This is a genomic window from Streptomyces sp. S.PNR 29 (genome assembly GCF_030386795.1).
GTDB lineage: Bacteria > Actinomycetota > Actinomycetes > Streptomycetales > Streptomycetaceae > Streptomyces.
In genome coordinates, this window is the sequence record NZ_JANUQM010000001.1 from 344,936 (window position 1) to 364,892 (window position 19,957).

13 protein-coding genes are annotated in these 19,957 nt (G+C 71.7%); all 13 read right to left on the minus strand.

Annotation, left to right across the window (positions count from 1 at the left end):
• Positions 1-68: 68 nt before the first annotated feature.
• The 13 genes from NW895_RS01760 to rsmI all read right to left on the minus strand — a co-directional run bounded on the left by NW895_RS01760 (position 69) and on the right by rsmI (position 19,914).
• On the minus strand, positions 69-713 hold the full coding sequence (locus tag NW895_RS01760; RefSeq protein ID WP_289933220.1) for a hypothetical protein: 645 nt from the start codon (positions 711-713) through the stop codon (positions 69-71).
• Between the two features lies 1 nt (position 714).
• Positions 715-5,472, minus strand: coding sequence for a ricin-type beta-trefoil lectin domain protein (locus NW895_RS01765; protein ID WP_289933922.1), 4,758 nt, complete (start codon positions 5,470-5,472; stop codon positions 715-717).
• Positions 5,473-6,079: 607 nt separating this feature from the next.
• Positions 6,080-6,790: a LuxR C-terminal-related transcriptional regulator gene (locus NW895_RS01770; protein ID WP_289933221.1), complete on the minus strand. Its 711-nt coding sequence runs from the start codon at positions 6,788-6,790 to the stop codon at positions 6,080-6,082.
• Positions 6,791-7,073: 283 nt separating this feature from the next.
• On the minus strand, positions 7,074-8,888 hold the full coding sequence (locus NW895_RS01775; RefSeq protein ID WP_289933222.1) for a PQQ-binding-like beta-propeller repeat protein: 1,815 nt from the start codon (positions 8,886-8,888) through the stop codon (positions 7,074-7,076).
• 73 nt (positions 8,889-8,961) lie between these two features.
• A complete protein-coding gene (locus tag NW895_RS01780; RefSeq protein ID WP_289933223.1) occupies positions 8,962-10,725 on the minus strand; it encodes a PQQ-binding-like beta-propeller repeat protein in 1,764 nt (587 codons plus the stop codon).
• A gap of 193 nt (positions 10,726-10,918) precedes the next feature.
• Complete coding sequence (locus tag NW895_RS01785) at positions 10,919-12,733, minus strand: ABC-F family ATP-binding cassette domain-containing protein (protein ID WP_289933224.1); 1,815 nt, start codon at positions 12,731-12,733, stop codon at positions 10,919-10,921.
• Positions 12,734-12,803: 70 nt separating this feature from the next.
• A complete protein-coding gene (locus tag NW895_RS01790; protein WP_289933225.1) occupies positions 12,804-14,033 on the minus strand; it encodes a HEAT repeat domain-containing protein in 1,230 nt (409 codons plus the stop codon).
• 139 nt (positions 14,034-14,172) lie between these two features.
• Positions 14,173-15,072: a 4-(cytidine 5'-diphospho)-2-C-methyl-D-erythritol kinase gene (locus NW895_RS01795; protein WP_289933226.1), complete on the minus strand. Its 900-nt coding sequence runs from the start codon at positions 15,070-15,072 to the stop codon at positions 14,173-14,175.
• Positions 15,069-15,938, minus strand: coding sequence for a 16S rRNA (adenine(1518)-N(6)/adenine(1519)-N(6))-dimethyltransferase RsmA (gene rsmA, locus NW895_RS01800; RefSeq protein WP_289933227.1), 870 nt, complete (start codon positions 15,936-15,938; stop codon positions 15,069-15,071). The genes NW895_RS01795 and rsmA overlap by 4 nt, the downstream gene beginning before the upstream one ends.
• A gap of 69 nt (positions 15,939-16,007) precedes the next feature.
• Complete coding sequence (locus NW895_RS01805) at positions 16,008-17,342, minus strand: resuscitation-promoting factor (RefSeq protein WP_289933228.1); 1,335 nt, start codon at positions 17,340-17,342, stop codon at positions 16,008-16,010.
• A gap of 101 nt (positions 17,343-17,443) precedes the next feature.
• On the minus strand, positions 17,444-18,328 hold the full coding sequence (locus NW895_RS01810) for a TatD family hydrolase (RefSeq protein WP_289933229.1): 885 nt from the start codon (positions 18,326-18,328) through the stop codon (positions 17,444-17,446).
• A gap of 55 nt (positions 18,329-18,383) precedes the next feature.
• On the minus strand, positions 18,384-18,815 hold the full coding sequence (locus NW895_RS01815; RefSeq protein ID WP_289933232.1) for a hypothetical protein: 432 nt from the start codon (positions 18,813-18,815) through the stop codon (positions 18,384-18,386).
• 238 nt (positions 18,816-19,053) lie between these two features.
• Positions 19,054-19,914: a 16S rRNA (cytidine(1402)-2'-O)-methyltransferase gene (gene rsmI, locus NW895_RS01820; RefSeq protein WP_289933234.1), complete on the minus strand. Its 861-nt coding sequence runs from the start codon at positions 19,912-19,914 to the stop codon at positions 19,054-19,056.
• Positions 19,915-19,957 lie beyond the last annotated feature (43 nt).

Here is a 19,957-nt window from a genome sequence, read left to right on the forward strand (position 1 = left end):
GTACCCCTGGCGACAGGGGTACGGGCCCTTTGGCCGAGCGGCGGCGCCGCGTTGCCAGTGCGGGTCCGTCAGTCCGGGTCGGGGACGGATTGCAGCGTTCCGTCGTCGACGACGAGCTCGTGGTAGCCGAAGCGCTCACCGAGCTCGTGATACCGCTGGTACCGCGACTCCGTGACCGGAACCAGGTGCGCCTTCAGGACCCGCAGGAAGAGCCGGAACCCGAGGTCGGGATCGGCCTCCACGACCACCCGCTCCAGCGCGTCCACCACCTCGGCCCCACCGGCCCGGACGGCGTCCCGCACGGCCGGCGCGGCCTGGCGGATCTCCTCCAGGACCGCCTCCCTCAGCGGCCCGTCCACCGGGGGCTCCGGCGGCACGGGAGTGAAGGACGGCTCGTCGCGGCGTATCCGTTCGGCGCAGATCCGGACGATGTCGCCCAGCCATGCGCGCTCGTCCCGCCGCACGGCGTCCGGGTCGTACGGGAGCCCGGTCGCCGCCCGCCACAGGAGGGCGATCACCGGGGTGGGCACCGGCGACTCCAGCAGACGCTGGGCGTCCTGAAGGAGCGTGGCCGCGTAGGCACCGTCCCCCCAGTCCGCCGCACCGGCGACGATCTCCTCCTCCGTGGCCTCGCCGGCCCAGGGGCCGGCGAACCACTTGGTGAGCCCGCTGAGCCCGAAGTCGACCCAGATGTCCTGCCGTCGCACCGTCACCTCACGGTCTCTTGCCCTTGGGGTACGCGGTGTAGACCATGTAGCCCGGCGAGTGCTTGGACCTCTTCAGCGTGATGGACACGATGTTCTCGGCGGGCCAGCTGCTGCCGTCGCGGTGGTAGACGGTGCCCAGGGACTTGGTGTCGTCCAGCCTCACGTCGAACGAGAGGAGGTCCGTCGGGCTCTCGGAGTCCTTCGGGGTCTCCAGCATCCACTTGTCCAGCCGCTTCCGGTTCTTCTTGTTCTGCGTCGGGGACATGCCCGTCAGCCACTTTTCCATCGCATCGTCCACGGCGGCCTGCGCAGTGTCCAGATTCTCCCAGACGCCGGTCACACCGGGGTGGGTGTCCGGGTTCTTCTCCCAGTCGCGCTGGGCCTTGGCGCGTGCCTCCGCCGGAGTGGGCTTGACGTGGTCCTTGATCGTGTGGGCCCCGCGGTCACCCTCGTGCAGGGTCAGGTTCAGGCAGTTGTGGACCAGGACGTCCCGCGCCGGGGCTCCCGTCGTGCCCTGCGTGGCCACGTAGAAGGTGTGCAGACCGTCGACGGTCAGGTCGTACACCGTGCGCGGCGCCAGCCCCGGCCGGTCGCGCAGGGTGCGGACGGCACGGGGCGTGCCGTCCGGCCCGCGCAGCCGGTCGCCGGTCCGCAGGTCGGCCACGAACGTCCAGCCTCGCCCGTCCACGTACACCCGGTGCCCGGCCGTGCTGGTCAGGCGGCTCCCGTCGGCGAAGGAGACGTCGACGAGCCGACGCGTGGCATGCCGGAACGTGTCCGTGACCGGCTGGGCCGCGTGGGCCCCGGTCTCGGGGTCCGTCGCGAGGACCAGGTCACCCTCGTGGACCGATCCGATCGGCCGGCGCGTGCCGTCTGCCATCAGCACCGGCGTGTCCGCCGGGAAGCTGTTGACGCGGCAGCTTGTCAGGGCGTCCTCGACGATGTTGACCTGCCGCTCGATGGCGGCCAGCGTGCTCGGGTCGATGTCCAGGTTCTTCAGTGCTTTGTACGCGTCGGCGACGCCGATGCCGGTCTTCAGCGCGGCGTCCAGCGCGTTGAGCGCGTCGGCGACCTTGACGAACACCTTGCCCGGGACGAAGTTGCTCGCCGCCCAGGCACAGCCGTTGACGCTGCCGTGCCAGCAGTCCAGGAAGTCCTGGACCAGAACCGCCTTCAGGATCCGGTAGACGACGGTCTGCTGGATCAGGTCGAGCTTGCTGAAGTACTGGGTGACGTCCTTCTTCAGCCCCTTCAAGCGCTCGGTCTTGATGAGCAGCGTGTCGTCCGCCGGGCAGCCGGAGGCCGTGGCCGGCACGTCGGGGTTGGTGCACAGGAAGAAGTCGACCGTGGCGTCGAACGTGACCGCGAACGTGACGGTGCAGCCCTCGAAGCCGCTTTCGATCTGGCACTTCTCCTTGGGCGTGGCGTCGGTGACCTCGACGCTGTCCTCGTCGACGACGTAGAACGTGCCGCCGATTCCGGTGCCCGCGCCGGACGAGACCTGCTTGTTGGCCTCCTTCCGCTCCGCGGAGTCCGCGGCCGCCTGTGCCTCGTCGGCGTACTTCTGGGCGTCCTTGGCCGCTTCCTCGGCCTCGGTCGCGGCTGCGTCGGCGCGGTTGGCCGCCGCGCGGGCGTCCTTGGCGGCCTGTTCGGCCTGGGAGGCGGCCGTGCGGGCGGCTTCGGCGTCGAGGGCGGCCTGGTCGGCGGAGTCGCGGGCGTCCTTGGCGTAGCCCTCGGCGCGTCCGGCCGCCTTGTCCGCGGCTTCGGCGTCCACGGCCGCCTGGCGGTCGTATTCGATCGTGCGGGCCAGTGACGCCTGCGCCTGTGAGGCGGCCTTGGCGGCGTCGGCGGCGTAGCCGAGGGCCTCCTTGGCGTAGGTGCGGGCGTCGGACGCGTGGCCGGCGGCGTTGGCGGCGTGCTGGTAGGCGGCCTTGGCGTCGCCCTTCGCCTGGTCGGCGAGGTTCTTGGCGGCGGCGGCCTCTGCCTGGGCGTTCTTGGCGTGGGCCTCGGCGACGGCCTTCTGCTGCTCGGCGATCGACTTGGACGCCTGGCCGGTCAGCACGACCAGGCCGGCGGCCGAGTCGGTGGTGACGTAGGGCGAGCCGAGCTGGACGGCGTCGTTGGCGGGCTTGGCGACCTGGGCGGCGGCGTTGCCGGCGTCCACGGCGGCCTGGGCGGTGACGTGGGCGAAGCCCGCGGCCTTCGCCGATGCCGCCAGGGCCTTGGCGGCCTCCTTGTTCGCCTCGTCGGCGTGGGACTTGGCGGTCTTGGCGTGCTTCTCCGCCTCGTCGGCCAGCTCGACCGCCGTCTTGGCTTCGGCGGCGGCGTGCTCGGACGCCTTGATGGCGTCGGCTGCGGCGCTGGTCGCGGTCTTCACCGCGGCATCGGCCTTCAGCTTCGCCGCCTGGGCGTCGTCCGCGTGGGCGCGGGCCCGCTTGGCGGCCGCCTCGGCGCGGGTGGCCGCGGCGTCCGCGTCGGCGGCTGCCTTCGTGGCGGCGTCGGCCTCGGAGCGGGCCCGGCCGACGGCTGCCTCGGCGTCGTCGGCGTGCTTGTCCGCCTCAGTGGCGGCGACGCGGGCGGCGTCGGCTGCCTCCCCGGCCTCCAGTGACTCGGCGTAGGCCTCCTTCGCGTCGGCCTTGGCGCGGGCGGCGTCGGCCTTCTGCTCGGCCTCCCACGCGTCGTCGCGCTTGGCCTTCGCATTGTCGCGGGCGGCGACGGCGGCGTTCTTCTTCTCGACCGCCGTGCCTTCGGCCGCTTCGGCCTTGTCCCTGGCGTCCTTCGCCTTGTCCGCCTCGGCTTCGGCGTTCTTCCGGTGCTGCGCTGCCTCGGCCTGCTTGGCGGCGGCGGTCTCCTTCTCCGCCTTCGCCGTCTTCTCCTCGGCCTCGGCAGCCAGCCGCTCGGCGTGGGCCTCGGCGGCGGCAGCCTTCGCGTCGCCCTCGGCCTTCAGAGCCTCGGCGAGCTTGGCCTCCGCGGTCTCCTTGTCCTTCTTGGCGTTGTCGCGGTGCACCTTGGCCGCGTCGGCCGCAGCCTTCGCCTGCGCCTCGGCCGCCGCAGCGGCGGCCTTACGGAACTCGGCCTTCGACTGCGCGGCCTGGGCCAGGGCACGCTGTGTGATGGTCTCGCTGTCACCGGCGGACGCGCGGGTGGCGGCCTCGGCGGTCTCACCGGCCTTCACCAGCGCTTCCAGAGCGGCTACCGCACCCTTCGTGACCTGCGCCTTCTGCTGGCTGGCCAGCAGGCCCCGGCCACGCGGGGCGCCGCCCGCGTCCGCGACGGCATACGCGGCCTGCTCGGCCGTGTCACTGGCAGTGGCGGCCTTCTGCGCCACAGCTAACTGCGCCTTGAGGGCATCGAGTTGTTTCTTGGCTCGGGCCTGGGCTGCGGCGAGACCCTTCTTCGCCTTGTCGAACTGCGCCTTGTCTGGGTAGGACAGGCTGTCCGTTCCCTTGTGGCCCTTGGGGACGACCCGGAACTTCTGAGGGTTGGTGCCGTTGCACGCCCACAGCCACGAGTCCTGGCCGTTGTCGAACTTGTTCAAGTCCAGGCACTTGTCCGTGGCGACGTTGCGCAGTTCGCCCGCGGCGCGGACGTCGAACGTCCACTGCTGTGCCTTGCTGTTATTGCACGACCAGAGCTGGATCTTCGTGCCGTTTGCGGGATTGCTGCTCTGCACGTCAAGGCACTTCTGGGCTTTGACATTGAGCAGGACGTAAGCATCGCCATAGCCCTGGACCTGCCACTCCTGAGCAGCGGAGTCGTTGCAGGTGTAGATCTGCACCGAGGTGCCGTCGGTCTCCTTGCCGCCCTGCACGTCCAGGCACTTGCCCTTGGCCGCTTCGACCTGGATGACCGCCGGGGAATCACCGATCCAGCCGAGGCCGCCAGGAGCCCAGTAGTCCTGCCAGCGGGCCAGATGATCGGCGACCCAGGAGTCCCCCAGCATGTTCCCCAACGCCTTCGCGCCGGCGGCTAGAGCGTTGCTGGCGTCCTTGCTGGCGTTCAGGATCTGGTTGCGCTGGGTGGCCTGTGCGGCGATCTCCTGCTGCCACTCCGAAGCGGCCGTGTCGGCTATGCCACCCAGGACCTTGTTCGGGTCGATCGGATCCCGCCAGGCGCATGACGCGTACCTGGTCTTCAGCTCTTCGACAGCGATCCTGTACTCCGCAGTGCCCGGCTGCGGAGCTGAGCGGGGAAAGCCCCCAAATGCCAGAAACAGGCGGGCGTCATCTGCGCTCGCGCGGGGGAAGCCGTCCGTCAAGTACTCGAATGCCTGACGTTCGTTGTACTGCCGTGCCCGCTCATCGGATGGAAGGGATGGATCGTACGGCTTCTCACCGTAGAGGGGAGTGCCGAGGTCGGTGATGGCCTTGAAAGTCTTGTCGTCGGCCTTGGGGGTGGGGTCCTCGTAAAAGTCGCTCTCGCTCTTCCAGAAGCGGTCGGCGATCCAGTTGGTCAGACCCGTCTGGCTGTGAAAGTCCTCCTCCGTGTCACCCGGTCCTCCCGGAGGCCAGTGGAATTCCGTGACGGTGAAGCCGCCCGGAGTTTCCAGCCCGTCGAGGGGCTTCGCCCATTCGTTTCGAAGGGCGTGGACGGCATCCAGCTCCCTGGCGGCCGCGTCCCGGTCCTTCTGGTACGCCCCGGCCAGCGGAGTCTGCTCCCAGTGCTCCCGGTCAGCCAGGGTGTGAAGCTTGTCCGGTGGCTGGTTGAGGCCGTCCTGCGCGGTCGCGGCCATGTACGCGCCGCCCAGGCGCAGTACGTCGGCCATCAGGCACTGGTCCCGACGCAACTGCTCGGCGGCCGTCTCCTCGAACCAGTCGTACGAGTCGCTCGCCGGGGCGGTCTCCGTGTCGGTGGGCCGACCCAGTACGTCGGGCTGGACGGCCAGGCCTGCCAGTACCGCCACGGCCACCGCCGTGGACGTGACGACAGAGGTCAGGAACCGGAGTCTGCCCGATCTGGGCACGAAGCGGGTTCTGGGCAGGAAGGGCCCTGGTTTTGGGCGCAAGAAGGTATCCCCTCGTCACAAAGGAAGGAGGACGGGGGTGCCCGTCGGAAGTAGCTGAGGAGAGGCCCTCCCTACGGCGACGGCGTCCCCCCGGTCACCGGTTGACACTCACGGCGATGGAGTGGTCAGCTCCGCCGGGCGCGACGATCACCTTACGCACAGTTGTTCGATTTAGACAGAGGGTTTCCTTGGCGCCCGGAGCGGCATGGCGTGAAAGAGCCACGGGGTTCACCGGCCCGACAGGTGGAAGGCCATGACGACGGGGCATTACCTGTGCGTATCCCTTGAGCATTCCGTGAGCCGAGCTCTCGCTCGACAGACGATCGGCCAAAAACCGCCCACACCCCAACACTCGGAATGCCGCTGGTCAGCCTCCCGACCCCGCCTCCTCCTCCGGCGTCCCCGCCCGCGGCAGCGCCCCCGCCCGGTCCAGCAATCCCGTCCGCGCGGCCAGCGCCGCCGCTTCCAGCCTCGAACCCACGCCCAGCTTCATCAGGACGCGCTGGACATGCGTCCGTGCCGTCGACGGGGCGATGCCCATGCCGGCGGCGATCAGGCGGGTGTCCTCGCCGTCGGCGACCCTGACCAGGACCTCGACCTCCCTGGGCGTGAGCATCTGCAGCAGGCGCTGGCCCTCGTCGTCGGGTTGGGCCGCCGGGTTGAGGAGTTCGCTGAACGCGCCCTGGAGCAGTGCGGGGGCCACCGCCGCCTCCCCCGCCCGGGCCTTCATGATCGCCCGCTCGACGCCCTCGATGCGCTCGTCGTGCCGTACGTAGCCGGAGGCGCCGGCGGCGAAGGCCGCGGCGATGCCCCGCGGGCTCGGTACCGGTCCCAGGACCAGGACGGCGACCTGCGGGCGCTCGCGCTTGATCCTGACCACCGGGTCGAACATCCCCGGCTCGGCCGGAGTCGCCGTCCCCAGCAGACACACCTCCGGTGACCGGCTGATCACCAGCTCCGCCGCGCCCGCGGCGGGCGCCGCCGCGGCGAGCACCCGGTGCCCCCGCAGTTTCAGCGCCGAGGCCAGCGCCTCGGCCAGCAGTCGGTGGTCGTCGACCACCATGAGCCGCACTCCCATCGAGCAAAACCCCCCAGTCCCCCCAATGGACCCCCATGCACCCCGGTGGATGCCCCTCTATGGATGCCCACTGGTCCGCGCGGACGGAAGCCCCCTCCCGGCTCCCCCGCTCTTCATGCCCCCGGAAGCTACACGCTTGTTCGACGTTGCGCTCCCCCTACCGGCGAGAAGTGCCCCGGATCGCCGAAATTCCGCGCATTCGCGAGTCATACGGGGGTGATGCGCGATAAGTGAACGGCCCCGCCCCTGAGCAGGGGCGGGGCCGTGGCCGAAAGACCTGTCGTCAGCCGCTCGTGCCGAACGCGACCGCCAGGTACTCCTTGTCGTCCGGGCTCGACGGACGGCCGGCGTACACCTGCGACATGTACAGGTGGCCCTGTGCGTAGAGGAGTTCGGAGAAGTCGGGGGACATGCTGGTCTCCGCGTCGCGCACCGCGTCCGTGGCCGGGTTCTCCAGCAGCTTGGTCTCCTTGAAGGAGCCGCCGTCGATGCTCACGATCTGGCCGCCCTTGTCGTAGGGCGGGCGCTTGTACGCGATGACGTTGCCGCCGTCCATGCGCAGCGGGCTGATCGTGTAGCCGTCGCCCGCGTCGGCGCGCTGGCCGGTCTCCTTGCCGGTGGTGAGGTCGAAGGCGACGATCTCATTGGTCTGGCTGTACTCGCCCGTGCCGTCGTGTTCCTCCGTCGGGATGTACAGCCGGTCGTTGCCGACCGCCAGCCCGGAGCACTGCTCGACCTTGGTGATGCCGTCGCAGCGGGCCGCGAACTTGTCGCCCGGCGCGGAGATACGGGTGCGCAGCTTGCCGGTCCTGTTGTCGATGGAGAAGAAGTCCGAGATGCCACTGCCGTCGCCCGCGCTGTCGCCGACGTCGGCGGCCACGACCAGCGGGTTGGTCGACACGATGGCGGCGTACTCGATACCCCCGGTCATCTTGTACTCCGAGATCACCTTCCCGGACTTCGGGTCGATGGTCTGGATGTGCAGCTGGCGCTGGTCGTAGGAGCCGCACTTGCGCACCGCCACCAGCTTCTCGCCGCCGCCGTATCCGGCGTCGTAGCAGGTGTCGGCCGGCTTCGGGGCCCACAGCTGCTTGCCGGACATGTCGAAGGCGGCGCCGCCGCTGGTGCTGCCGGCCGCGACGGTGTTCCCGCTGACCGTGACGTTGTCGAAGGAGACCGGCTGGTCACCGGACTTGGCCGTCCTCGTCCACAGCTTCTTCCCCGCGTCGAGGTCGATCGCGGCGATCTGGGTGCAGCCGTGCGAGGGCTCGGCCTTGGTCGGCATCGCGGGCTGGAAGGCGATGGCGGTCTTGTTGTCGGCGGTGACGTGGCGGCTGGCCTGGCAGACCGGGCCGGGCAGCGGGATCGTCCACAGCTTGGTGCCCTTGTCGGGGTCGTAGCCGACGATCTGGGCGAGGCCGCTCTTGACGTACGCCTTGTCGGTGAGCCACGAGCCGGAGACGACGACGCTGTTGATGTCCTTCTTCACCTCGGGCGCCGGGACCTGGAAGAGCACCTTGGCGCTGGGGTCGGCGGGCGCCTTCTCCTTGCCGCCGGAGGACGTGCCGCCGGTGCCGCCCTTGTCGTCCCCGCCGCCGGTGCCGCCGCTGGAGCCCGCCGTGTTGTTCTTGCCGTCGTCCTTGCCGGAGGAGGACGCGTACCACACGCCGCCGCCGATGATCAGGGCGATCGCCACGACGGCCGACACGATGATGGCCATCTGCGCGTTGAACTTCCGGCCGCCGCCCGGCCCGCCCGCCTGCGGCTGCAGCGGCATGGTCGACTGCGGGTAGCCGTAGCCCGGCTGCCGGCCCGGATAGCCGTACCCCGGCTGCTGGGGCTGCCCGTACGGGCCCGGCTGCTGGCCCGGGTAGCCGTAGCCCGGCTGCGGGGGCTGGGGCGGCTGCGGGGAGCCGTATCCGGGCTGCGGCTGCTGGGAGGGCGGTGGGGGCGGCGGCGTCTGCGGTGCCTGGGGCTGCTGGGGCGATGGGGGCGCCTGGGGGTAGCCGTAACCCGGCTGCGGAGGCGGTCCCTGCGGGGGCCCGAACCCTCCTCCCTGCGGGGGCTGGTTGGGCGGCGGGGGCGGCGGCTGGGTCATGACGTGAGCACCTCGGAGGCGGGGACTACAGGCAACGGGAAGGGCACGAGAGGGGAGGGGAAGAAGGTGAAGGTCACTTGCCGTAGGCGAGCATCAACTTCTCCTTCGTGTCCTCGTTGCCGGTCAGCCGGGTGGTCGAGAGGTAGAAGCGCCCGTCGACCCAGTCGATGGCCTTGGAGAAGAAGCCGTTCTCGACGTCCGCGGCGCTCGCGGGGTTCTGCAGCAGCTTGGTCGGCTTGTGGCTGCTGCCGCCCGTCGGGATCGACACGATCTGGCCGCCCGCGTCGTACGACGGTTCCACGTACGCGATGAGGTTGCCGCCCTCGGTCTTCAGCGGCAGCATCGTCTCGTCCGCCGGGGACTTCACGCGCCACTTCTCCTTGCCGTCGGCGAGGTTGATCGCGACGATCTCGTTGGCACTGGCCGTCGCCTCGGTGGGCAGGTACAGCGTGGTCCCGTCGGAGGCGACGCCCTCGCAGCCCTGCAGCTCACGCTGGAGGAGGGCCCAGTCGCACTCGGGGGCGAAGTCCTCGTCGAAGCCCACCTGGGACTGGAACTTGCCGCCGGAGGTGAACGTGGAGATGTTCCACGCCTTCTTGTCCTCGTTGGTGCTGTAGACCACCAGCGGGTCCACGGAGTAGGTCCGCGCGACCCTCCAGCCCTTGTCGAACTTCTGGGTCCACTTGGCCTTGCCGGTCGTCGGGTCGAGCTCCTGCACCTCGTCGTGCTCGTTGGTGCCGCCGGCGCCGCAGGAGGAGACGGCGATCAGCCGCTCACCGCCCGCGAAGGCGGTGGGGAAGCAGGCCGCGCCGTACTTCTTCTTGTCGAACAGCTTGTCACCGGTCTCGACGTTGTACGCCGTGCCGGACTGGGAGCGGCCCACCATCAGCGTCTTGCCGGTGATGGACAGGTCGATCTGGAGCGTGCTGTCGAACAGCGCGCCGTCCGCGACCTGCTGCTTCCAGCCCTTCTTGCCGGTGTTGAGGTCGATCTCCTGCAGCTGGTTGCACTCGGCGCGGTCGCTGGAACCGCTCATGTAGGCGACGATCACCTTGTCGGCGGCCGTCTTCTGCGGGGTGACCGCGCAGATCTTCTGCGGGAAGGTGATGGGGTCCCAGCTCGGGTTGCCGTCACCGACGTTGTAGGCGAACAGCTGCTTGTACGCCGCCTTCACCGCCGTCTTGTCGGTGATCCACATGCCGGGGGCGTCGGCGCCGGAACCGGGCGCGTCGGGCGCCTCCTTGTACCAGAGCACCTTCGCCTCGCCGGGCTTGCGGCCCTCGTTGAGGTTGTCCGGGTCCTCGCCGCCGTCACCGCTGCCGTCCCCGGGGTTCACCGGGGAGTCGGCGGCGGAGGGCTTGGCGTCACCGCTCTGCTGGGCGACGGGCTTGTCGCCGCCCTCGTCGTCACCGCCGGCGGTCACCGCGAACACGGTGCCGCCGATGACGAGCAGCGCCGCCACCGCGGCGCCGATCGCGAGAGCCGGCTTGCCCTTGAAGGGATTGCGGGAGCCGGAGCCGGGCGGCGGGGTACCGGGCGCGCCGGGGTACTGCGGCTGGGGCGGGTACCCGTAGCCGGGCCGGCCGTACGGCCCCGGCTGCTGGGGCTGGCCGTACGGGCCGGGCTGGCCGTACGGGCCTGGCTGCTGGGGCTGGCCATACGGTCCCGGCTGCTGGGGCTGGCCGTACGGTCCCGGCTGCTGGGGGTAGCCGTACCCCGGCTGGGGCGGGCCCTGCGGGGGCGGCGGGGTCTGCGGTGCTCCGAAACCGCCCTGCGGTGGCTGGTCCTGCGGCGCGCCGAAGCTCCCGTGCGGTGGCTGGTTGGGCGGCTGGGTCATCAGCGGTTTCCCCCGTTCGATCACTGATTTCTAGCCACGCCCTGAGGTACACAACGGACTCAGAGTCGTACTCGGAAAGGTCTCGGACGGCTCTTTCTATCACTCGGGACCGACAACGACCGGGCCGGTTCCACCCCTGTTCCCAAGGGAGGACCGGCCCGTGATGCCCCTGTTATGACCCTTCACGCACCCTTCACGCGTCCTCGGCGAGTTCCAGCCACCGCAGCTCCAGTTCCTCTCGCTGCCCGGCCAACTCCCTCAGTTCGGCGTCGAGTTCGGCGACCTTTGCGAAGTCGGTGGCGTTCTCGGCGATTTGGGCGTGCAGCTTGGTCTCCTTCTCGGAGACCTTGTCCAGTTGCCGCTCGATCTTCTGCAGTTCCTTCTTGGCGGCGCGCTGGTCGGCGGCGCTCTTCTCGGGCTTCTCCGCAGCGGGCCGTTCCGCGGCGACCGGGGCCGTGGCCGCGACCGCCTCCTCCATCCGCCTGCGCCGCTCCAGGTACTCGTCGATGCCGCGCGGCAGCATCCGCAGCGTGCCGTCGCCGAGGAGGGCGAACACCCGGTCCGTGGTGCGCTCGATGAAGAACCGGTCGTGGGAGATGACGATCATCGATCCGGGCCAGCCGTCGAGCAGGTCCTCCAGCTGGGTGAGCGTCTCGATGTCGAGGTCGTTGGTGGGCTCGTCGAGGAAGAGGACGTTGGGCTCGTCCATGAGGAGACGGAGCAGCTGGAGCCTGCGCCGTTCACCACCCGACAGATCCCCCACCGGGGTCCACTGCTTCTCCTTGCCGAACCCGAAGGTCTCGCACAGCTGACCGGCGGTCATCTCGCGCCCCTTGCCCAGGTCGACGCGCTCCCGCACCTGCTGCACGGCCTCCAGCACACGCCAGTTCGGGTCGAGCTCGTCGACCTCCTGGGAGAGGTAGGCGAGTTTGACGGTCCTGCCGACCCGGACACGGCCGCCGGCCGGCTGCCGCTCGCCCTCGCTGTACGCGGCGTCGGCGAGCGCCCGCAGAAGCGAGGTCTTGCCTGCGCCGTTGACGCCGACGAGGCCGATCCGGTCTCCGGGGCCGAGCTGCCAGGTCACGTGCTTGAGCAGCACCTTGGGCCCGGCCTGGACGGTGACGTCCTCCAGGTCGAAGACGGTCTTGCCGAGCCGGGAGGAGGCGAACTTCATCAGCTCGCTGCTGTCCCGGGGCGGCGGTACGTCCTTGATGAGCTCGTTGGCGGCCTCGACGCGGAAACGCGGCTTGGACGTACGCGCGGGCGCCCCGCGCCGCAGCCACGCCAGCTCCTTGCGGACCAGGTTCTGCCGCTTGGCCTCCTCGGTGGCCGCGATGCGCTCGCGCTCGGCGCGGGCGAAGACGTAGTCGGAGTAGCCGCCCTCGTACTCGTACACGGCCCCGCGCTGCACGTCCCACATGCGGGTGCAGACCTGGTCGAGGAACCACCGGTCGTGGGTGACGCACACCAGCGCGGAGCGCCGCTCGCGCAGGTGCCGGGCCAGCCAGGAGATGCCCTCGACGTCGAGGTGGTTGGTGGGCTCGTCGAGGACGATCAGGTCCTGCTCCTCGATGAGCAGCTTGGCCAGCGCGATACGGCGCCGCTCACCGCCGGAGAGCGGTCCGATGACGGTGTCGAGGCCCTGCGGGAACCCGGGCAGGTCAAGGCCGCCGAACAGCCCGGTCAGTACGTCCCTGATCTTGGCGTTGCCGGCCCACTCGTGGTCGGCCATGTCCCGGATGACCTCGTGGCGGACGGTGGCCTCCGGGTCGAGGGAGTCGTGCTGGGTGAGCACGCCGAGCCGCAGCCCGCCGGAGTGGGTGACCCGCCCGGTGTCGGCCTCCTCCAGCCGGGCCAGCATCCGGATCAGCGTGGTCTTGCCGTCGCCGTTGCGCCCGACGACGCCGATGCGGTCCCCTTCGGAGACGCCGAGGGAGATGCCGTCGAGGAGGGCACGGGTGCCGTACACCTTGCTGACGTTCTCGACATTGACCAGGTTGACGGCCATTTCTCTCCTGCCACGGGGATGGATCGACCCTCCAGGGTAGTCGGGCGCGGCAGGACGCCGGTCGCGGCCGTCAGCCGCCCTCGGCCGCCTTCCGGCGCTGCTGGTACCGCCACACGTCGAACAGCCTCTCGTCGTCCCGCAGGTCCTCGCCGACGGGGCCGATCCGGTGCTCGGCCTCCACGCAGCGCGGGTCGTCCCGCACGGCCAGTCCGGACACGGCGCAGACCCGGGTCCACTGCCGTTCGTCGTGCGTGAGCGCGACCAGCGCGTCGCCGACCTCCGGCTCGCGCCCCCGGTGGTGGGCGAGCCAGTGGCACGTCGCCTGGCGTACGCCGGGGTCCGGATCGCGGGCCAGGGTGAGCACGGCGGTCAGGGACCGGCCGTCGTCGGACTGCCACAGGGTGTCCGGCACCAGGGCGCGCACCCTCGGGTCCGGATGCGTGAGGTACGACAGGCCGACCGCCTCGATCTCGGGGGCGTGGTCGTGGGTCATCGCCTGCAGGATGACCGCCAGCACCTCGGGGTCCTCCTCCTGCTCGGCCCAGGGCACGAGATCCCTCCCCCGGTCCCAGAACGGGTCGCGTCCCGTGACGAAGTCCCCGAGGACCAGGAACAGCAGCACGTCGGCGGCGAGGAGGCGGTGCAGACGGTCGGGGTGGTTGAGCAGGTCCCTGGTCCACTCCCAGGTCTCCTCGTCGAGCCGGCGGCCGAGCGTGAACACGACCTCCGACCACACGACGTGGTCCCGGTCGGGGTGGGCGACGGCGCGCGCGACCAGTTCGTCGAAGGGGGTCCGGACCGCGTAGCGGGCCTCCATGGCGGTGAGCACCGCCCCGTGCCCGTCGCGCACGGTCAGCCCGCCGAGCGTCAGCTGCTCGCACCACCAGCCGACCTCGCCGTCCTCGACCCGGATCCGCTCGACCGGCCCCGCGCGTCCGGTCCTGCGGCGCAGCTCCGCCTGAGCGCCCGCCTCCGTCCAGTGCCGGGCCCGGGTCAGCAGCTCCGCGCGTTCGGGCGCCGGGAGCGGCGTCCGGTGGCGGACGAGCGCCTCGGTCAGGACATGCGACCCGCTGTCCACCGCCCGCAGCAGCGGGGTGGTCCCGTCGGGCAGCCGGCGCAGGGGGTCGGCGCCGGCCTCCAGCAGCGCTTCGGCGAGGGGTTCGTCGTACGCCGCCACCGCCAGGCAGAGCAGCGGGACGCCGTCGGGGCCGTCGAGCGTGTCGGGGTCGGCCCCGGCGGCCAGCAGCGCCCTGACCTCATCCACGTCCCCGCACCGCACGGCCTCGACCAGTGCCTCCACGCCTGTGCCTCCGTCCCCCGGCGAACCGACCGGGGGAGCCTAGGCGGAGGGAACCGGCCTCCGCACCCGGTTAAGGGGTCCTTTCACCATGCCCGTCCGGGTCGCGCGGCCTGATCGGACGCTCATGGTGAGAGGGCCCCTAAGCGCCGAGCACCGTCGCGCCCGGCGCGGGGGCGGGCGCCGTACGGGCCGTGCGGCACGTGCCCGACGTCCGCAGCGCCTCGGCCACCTTCGCCGCCGACTCCGCGTCCCGGGTGAGGAACGCCGTGGTCGGGCCGGAGCCCGAGACCAGGGCGGTGAGGGCGCCGGCGGCGCGGCCGGCGGCGAGGGTGTCGGCGAGCTCCGGGTAGAGGGAGAGGGCGGCGGGCTGGAGGTCGTTGGAGACGGCGGCGGCGAGCGCGTCGGGGTCGCCCTTCGCGAGGGCGTCCAGCAGCGGCTGGGAGGCGGCGGGCTCGGGGATGTCCCGGCCCTCCCCGAGGCGGTCGAACTCGCGGAAGACGGCCGGTGTGGACAGCCCGCGGGCGGCCATCGCGAACACCCAGTGGAAGGTGCCGCCCACCTCCAGCGCCGTCAGCTTCTCGCCGCGTCCGGTGCCGAGGGCCGCCCCGCCGACCAGGCTGAACGGCACATCGCTGCCCAACTCGGCGCAGATGTCCAGGAGTTCCTCGCGGGAGGCCCGGGTGCCCCACAGCGCGTCGCACGCCACCAGGGCGCCCGCGCCGTCCGCGCTGCCGCCCGCCATGCCGCCGGCGACCGGGATGTCCTTGGCGATGTGGATGTGAACGGCGGGGTCGAGGCCGTGACGGTCCGCGAGCACAAGAGCCGCGCGGGCCGCCAGGTTCGTACGGTCCAGGGGGACCTGCTCGGCGCCCGGGCCCTCGCAGGTGATGCGCAGTTCGTCGGCCGGGGTGACGGTGACCTCGTCGTACAGGCCGACGGCGAGGAAGACGTTGGCCAGGTCGTGGTAGCCGTCGGGGCGGGCGGCGCCCACCGCCAGCTGGACGTTGACCTTGGCGGGGACACGAACCGTCACGCTCACTGACCGGGCTCCTTGTGTTCGGCGATGCGGGCGAACTCCTCGACGGTGAGAGCCTCCCCACGTGCCTGCGGCGACACCCCGGCGGCGACGAGGGCCGCCTCGGCCGCCGCCGCGGACCCGGCCCAGCCGGCGAGCGCCGCCCGCAGGGTCTTGCGGCGCTGGGCGAAGGCCGCGTCGATCACGGCGAAGACCTCGGCCTTCGAGGCGGTGGTCTTGACCGGTTCGCTGCGGCGGACCAGGGAGACGAGCCCGCTGTCGACGTTCGGCGCGGGCCAGAAGACGGTGCGGCCGATGGCGCCGGCCCGTTTGACCTCGGCGTACCAGTTCGCCTTGACGGACGGGACGCCGTACACCTTCGAGCCGGGGGCGGCGGCGAGGCGGTCGGCGACCTCCGACTGGACCATGACGAGGGTGCGCTCGATGCTCGGGAAGGTGTCGAGCATGTGCAGGAGGACGGGGACGGCGACGTTGTAGGGGAGGTTGGCGACCAGCGCGGTCGGGGCGGGGCCCGGCAGCTCGGTGACGTGCAGCGCGTCGGAGTGGACCAGCGCGAAGCGGTCGGCGCGGGCGGGCATGCGGGCGGCGATGGTGGCGGGGAGGGCCGCCGCGAGGACGTCGTCGATCTCCACGGCCGTGACGCGGTCGGCGACCTCCAGCAGGGCCAGGGTGAGCGAGCCAAGGCCCGGGCCCACCTCGACCACGACGTCGTCGGGGCGGACGCCGGCGGTGCGGACGATACGGCGGACGGTGTTCGCGTCGATCACGAAGTTCTGGCCGCGTTGTTTGGTGGGGCGTACGCCGAGGGCTGCCGCGAGTTCGCGGACGTCGGCGGGGCCGAGGAGGGCGTCGGGGGCGGGGCTGGTCACGGGGACAAGGGTACGGGGGTGCGGGGCGGCGTCCGTTGCGGCCGGCCTCGCCCACGGGTCGCCGTGCGCCTACCCGTGCAGCCGCCCCCCACAATGCGGCCAGGGACTGGCCCCCTGCCGTACGTACAGCTTCTTCGCCCTGTACGTCTGTTCCGCCGCCGGTGCGTCCTGGGGGCGGCCGGTGCCGCCGAGGTTGTGCCAGGTCCGGGTGTCGAACTGGTACAGGCCGCCGTACGTGCCGGAGGAGTCCACCGCGTCGGGGCGGCCGCCGGACTCGCAGGCCGCGAGGGCCTGCCAGTCGAGGTGGTCGGCGCCCTGTACCGATCTCGGGCGGGGCTTGGTGCCGACGCTCACCAGCTGCGGGCGGGGCTCGCGGACGATCTCCGACCTGATCCGGCGGGGCTTCTGCCGGACGCCGTTGACGGTGCGCAGGGAGTACGTGGTGCGTCGCAGCCCGGGCTGTCCCGCCTGTTCGACGACTTCCGTGCCCTGGAAGAGGGCGGGGTCCTGGGTGCGCCGCACGTGGAACGGGACCGGCTCCTCGCGGATCTCCCTGGTGTCGGTGATCCGCAGCACCGTGACGGTCTGCCCGTCACGCGGGAAGCTGCCCGGAGGGACGGAGGTGGTGTCCTGGCCGCGCAGGGTGATGCCGGCCTCCTCGACGGCCTCGCGGACGGTCGCCGCGTTGGTGCGGACGGTGCGGGCCCGGCCGTCCGCCATGACCGTCACCGCGCGCTCGGTGCGCACATCCAGCGCGAGCCCCTCACGCCCGATGCGCCGGGAGCGCGAGGTGGACACGTACGCGCCCTCCGCACGCACCCCCAGCTGCCTCAGCGCCCCGCCGACCGTGCGCGCCGTCGTCCACACCTCGCGCCGGTGACCGTCGAGGGTGAGCCGCACGGGGCGCCCGTAGCGGACGGCGACCTCGTCGCCGCTGGTGAGCGCCGCGCCGGGGGCGGGAGCCACCGTGTCGTGCGCCCCCACCTCGACGCCCTCCTCCCTGAGCAGTTCGGTGACGTCGTCGGCGAAGGTGTGCAGGGTCCGCTGCCTGCCGTCGACGCTCAGCTCGATCGCCTTGTCCTTGGCGACGAACGCGGTCGTGCCGCCCGCGAGGAACGCGACGACCAGCGCCTGCGGCAGCAGCCGCCGTACGGATCCGGCGTCCGCGCGCTCGGTGTACCGGGCCCGGCGCCGATGGGCGGCCCGCCGGCCCCCTCCGCTGCGCGGGGACGGCACGGGTGTCTCGTAGGCGGGCCGGTACGTGTCCTCGTACGGCATGCCCTGCGCCTCGTACGTCCCGTACACCTCGTGCCCCGGCGGCTGGGCCCTGTACGGGTCACCGGGCGCGGCGCGGGAGCCGCCGTAGGCCGGCGGCACATACGTCTCGTACTGCGGGTTGCTCACGCCGACACGCTCCAGAGGGCCAGAGGGGTCCGATCGGGCCCCCAGAACCTAGCGGAGCGGGCGTCACTCTCCAAAGCGACGCGACTACGGCGGGTGAGGTGTCAGTAGCCGAAGGCATGTGCCGTGTTGGCGGCGAGGGCCGTGGCCAGCGTGTCCTCGTCGATGCCGCGCACGGCGGCCATGGCACGCACCGTGACGGGGACGAGGTAGGGGGCGTTGGGCCGTCCGCGGTAGGGCACCGGCGTCAGGAAGGGCGCGTCGGTCTCCACCAGGACCAGCTCCAGCGGGGCCACCGCGAGGGCGTCACGCAGGTTCTGGGCGTTCTTGAAGGTGACGTTGCCGGCGAAGGACATGTAGTAGCCGGCGCTCGCGCAGATCTCCGCCATCTCCGCGTCGCCGGAGTAGCAGTGGAAGACGGTCCGTTCGGGCGCGCCCTCCTCCTTCAGGACGCGCAGCACGTCGGCGTGGGCGTCGCGGTCGTGGATGACCAGGGCCTTGCCGTGCCGCTTGGCGATCTCGATGTGGGCGCGGAAGGACCTCTCCTGCGCCTCCTTGCCCTCGGGCCCGGTGCGGAAGTAGTCCAGGCCGGTCTCGCCGACGCCCTTCACCTGGGGCAGTGCGGCCAGCCGGTCGATCTCGGCGAGCTCCTCGTCCAGCCCCGCCTCCCCGCCGGGCTCGCGCGCGCCCTGCCGGGACCAGCCGTCGGGGTCGCCGAGCACGATGCGGGGCGCCTCGTTCGGGTGCAGGGCGACGGTCGCGTGGACGTTCTCGTACGCCGCCGCCGTCTCGGCCGCCCAGCGTGAGCCGTTGATGTCGCAGCCGACCTGCACGACCGTCGTCACGCCGACCGACGCCGCCTTGGCGAGGCCCTCCTCGACGGTGCCGGACTGCATGTCGAGGTGGGTGTGCGAGTCGGCGACCGGCACCCGGAGGGGTTCCGGGAGCGGCGGCGCCGCGTTCTTGTCGGACGGGGCGTTCGAAGGCATGCCCCGATCCTACGAAAGGGGCATGCCCTCGGTTCCGGGGCGGTTCCGGGAGCGGTCAGCTCGCCTTGCGCTGGAACGGGTGCAGCAGGTCGGACAGGTGCCAGTGGTGGTGCTCCTGCGGCTCCGCCGGCTTGCCCGCCTCCGCGTCCGCCTCGGCCTGCGGCTTCGGCGCCCTGGCCGGCCCGGCGGGCGGCACGCGGTCGTGCCGGTGCGCCGCGTCGCGCGCGGAGGCGACCCGTCCCGGCCGCATGATCCGTACGACGTGGTTGTCGCAGTTGGGGCACGTCGGCCGGCTCAGCGGTGAGGGCACGACCTGGCCGTCCGCCACGTAGAGCACGAACTCCTGGCCCCGGGCGTCCGTGTGGTGCTCTATCTCGTACGACTGTTCCCAGCCGTGCCCGCATTGCATGCAGGCGAAGGAATACGACTCGTGGACGACGGCGGTGGCTCCGGCGCGAAGTCCGGTCTGCCCTGCGATCTCACTCATGCCAGCTCCTGAGGTCCGCTGGAGGAAACGGTGCGTCCCGTCCCCCAGTGGACTCCTTGGCCGACGTGAACGCAGCAGGCCTGTCGAGTGTTGGCGCCGATTTTGGGCGTCCTTGCCGAACCGCCCGGTTGACGCGGTCGGAGCTTTGCATTCCCCTGGCGCCGTTTGCCCGCCGTTGGGGCGCGCGCTCAGAGGAGATGCGCCCTGCTCAGAGGGCCTTTCGCGCCTCTGTGAGCCGTCACACGTGACCGGCGTTCTTCGCGGCGACCACCGCGTCGAACACCTCCCGTTTCGGCACTCCAGCCTCGGCCGCCACAGCGGCGATGGCCTCCTTGCGGCGCTCCCCGGCCTCCTCGCGTACCCGCACCCGGCGCACCAGCTCGGCGGCGTCGACCTCCTCGGGGCCCTTCTCCGGCGCCCCCTCGACGACGACGGTGATCTCCCCGCGCACGCCGTCCGCCGCCCACGCGGCCAGCTCGCCCAGCCCGCCGCGCCTGACCTCCTCGTACGTCTTGGTCAGCTCACGGCACACGGCGGCCCGCCGCTCGGCGCCGAACACCTCGGCCATGGCGGCGAGGGTGTCGTCGAGCCGGTGCGGTGCCTCGAAGTAGACGAGCGTGCGCCGCTCCTCGGCCACCTCCTTGAGCCGGGTGAGCCGCTCCCCCGCCTTGCGCGGCAGGAACCCCTCGAAGCAGAACCGGCCGACGGGCAGCCCGGACAGGGCGAGCGCGGTGAGGACGGCGGACGGGCCGGGTACGGCGGTGACGCGGACGCCCTGCTCGACGGCGGCGGCGACCAGCCGGTAGCCGGGGTCGGACACCGACGGCATCCCGGCGTCGGTGACAAGCAGCACACGCGCACCGCTCACGAGTTCCTCGACCAGTTCGGGCGTACGGGCGGACTCGTTGCCCTCGAAGTACGACACCACCCGCCCCTTGGGGGTGACGCCGAGGGCCTGGGTCAGCCGCCGCAGCCGCCGGGTGTCCTCGGCGGCGACGACGTCGGCCCCGGCCAGCTCCTCGGCGAGGCGGGGCGGGGCGTCGGCGAGGTCACCGATCGGGGTGCCGGCGAGGACGAGGGTTCCGGGTGCGACAGTCACCGTCCCATCCTCGCAGGGGCCGCTCACGGCAGACGCAACAGGA

Excerpts from the sequence above, each read along its gene's own strand:
- NW895_RS01815 (WP_289933232.1), bottom strand. The coding sequence starts at position 18,815 with ATGAGTGAGATCGCAGGGCAGACCGGACTTCGCGCCGGAGCCACCGCC.
- NW895_RS01765 (WP_289933922.1), bottom strand. The coding sequence starts at position 5,472 with ATGGCCGACGTACTGCGCCTGGGCGGCGCGTACATGGCCGCGACCGCG.
- NW895_RS01770 (WP_289933221.1), bottom strand. The coding sequence starts at position 6,790 with ATGGGAGTGCGGCTCATGGTGGTCGACGACCACCGACTGCTGGCCGAG.
- NW895_RS01810 (WP_289933229.1), bottom strand. The coding sequence starts at position 18,328 with ATGCCTTCGAACGCCCCGTCCGACAAGAACGCGGCGCCGCCGCTCCCG.
- NW895_RS01780 (WP_289933223.1), bottom strand. The coding sequence starts at position 10,725 with ATGACCCAGCCGCCCAACCAGCCACCGCACGGGAGCTTCGGCGCGCCG.
- NW895_RS01775 (WP_289933222.1), bottom strand. The coding sequence starts at position 8,888 with ATGACCCAGCCGCCGCCCCCGCCGCCCAACCAGCCCCCGCAGGGAGGA.
- NW895_RS01785 (WP_289933224.1), bottom strand. The coding sequence starts at position 12,733 with ATGGCCGTCAACCTGGTCAATGTCGAGAACGTCAGCAAGGTGTACGGC.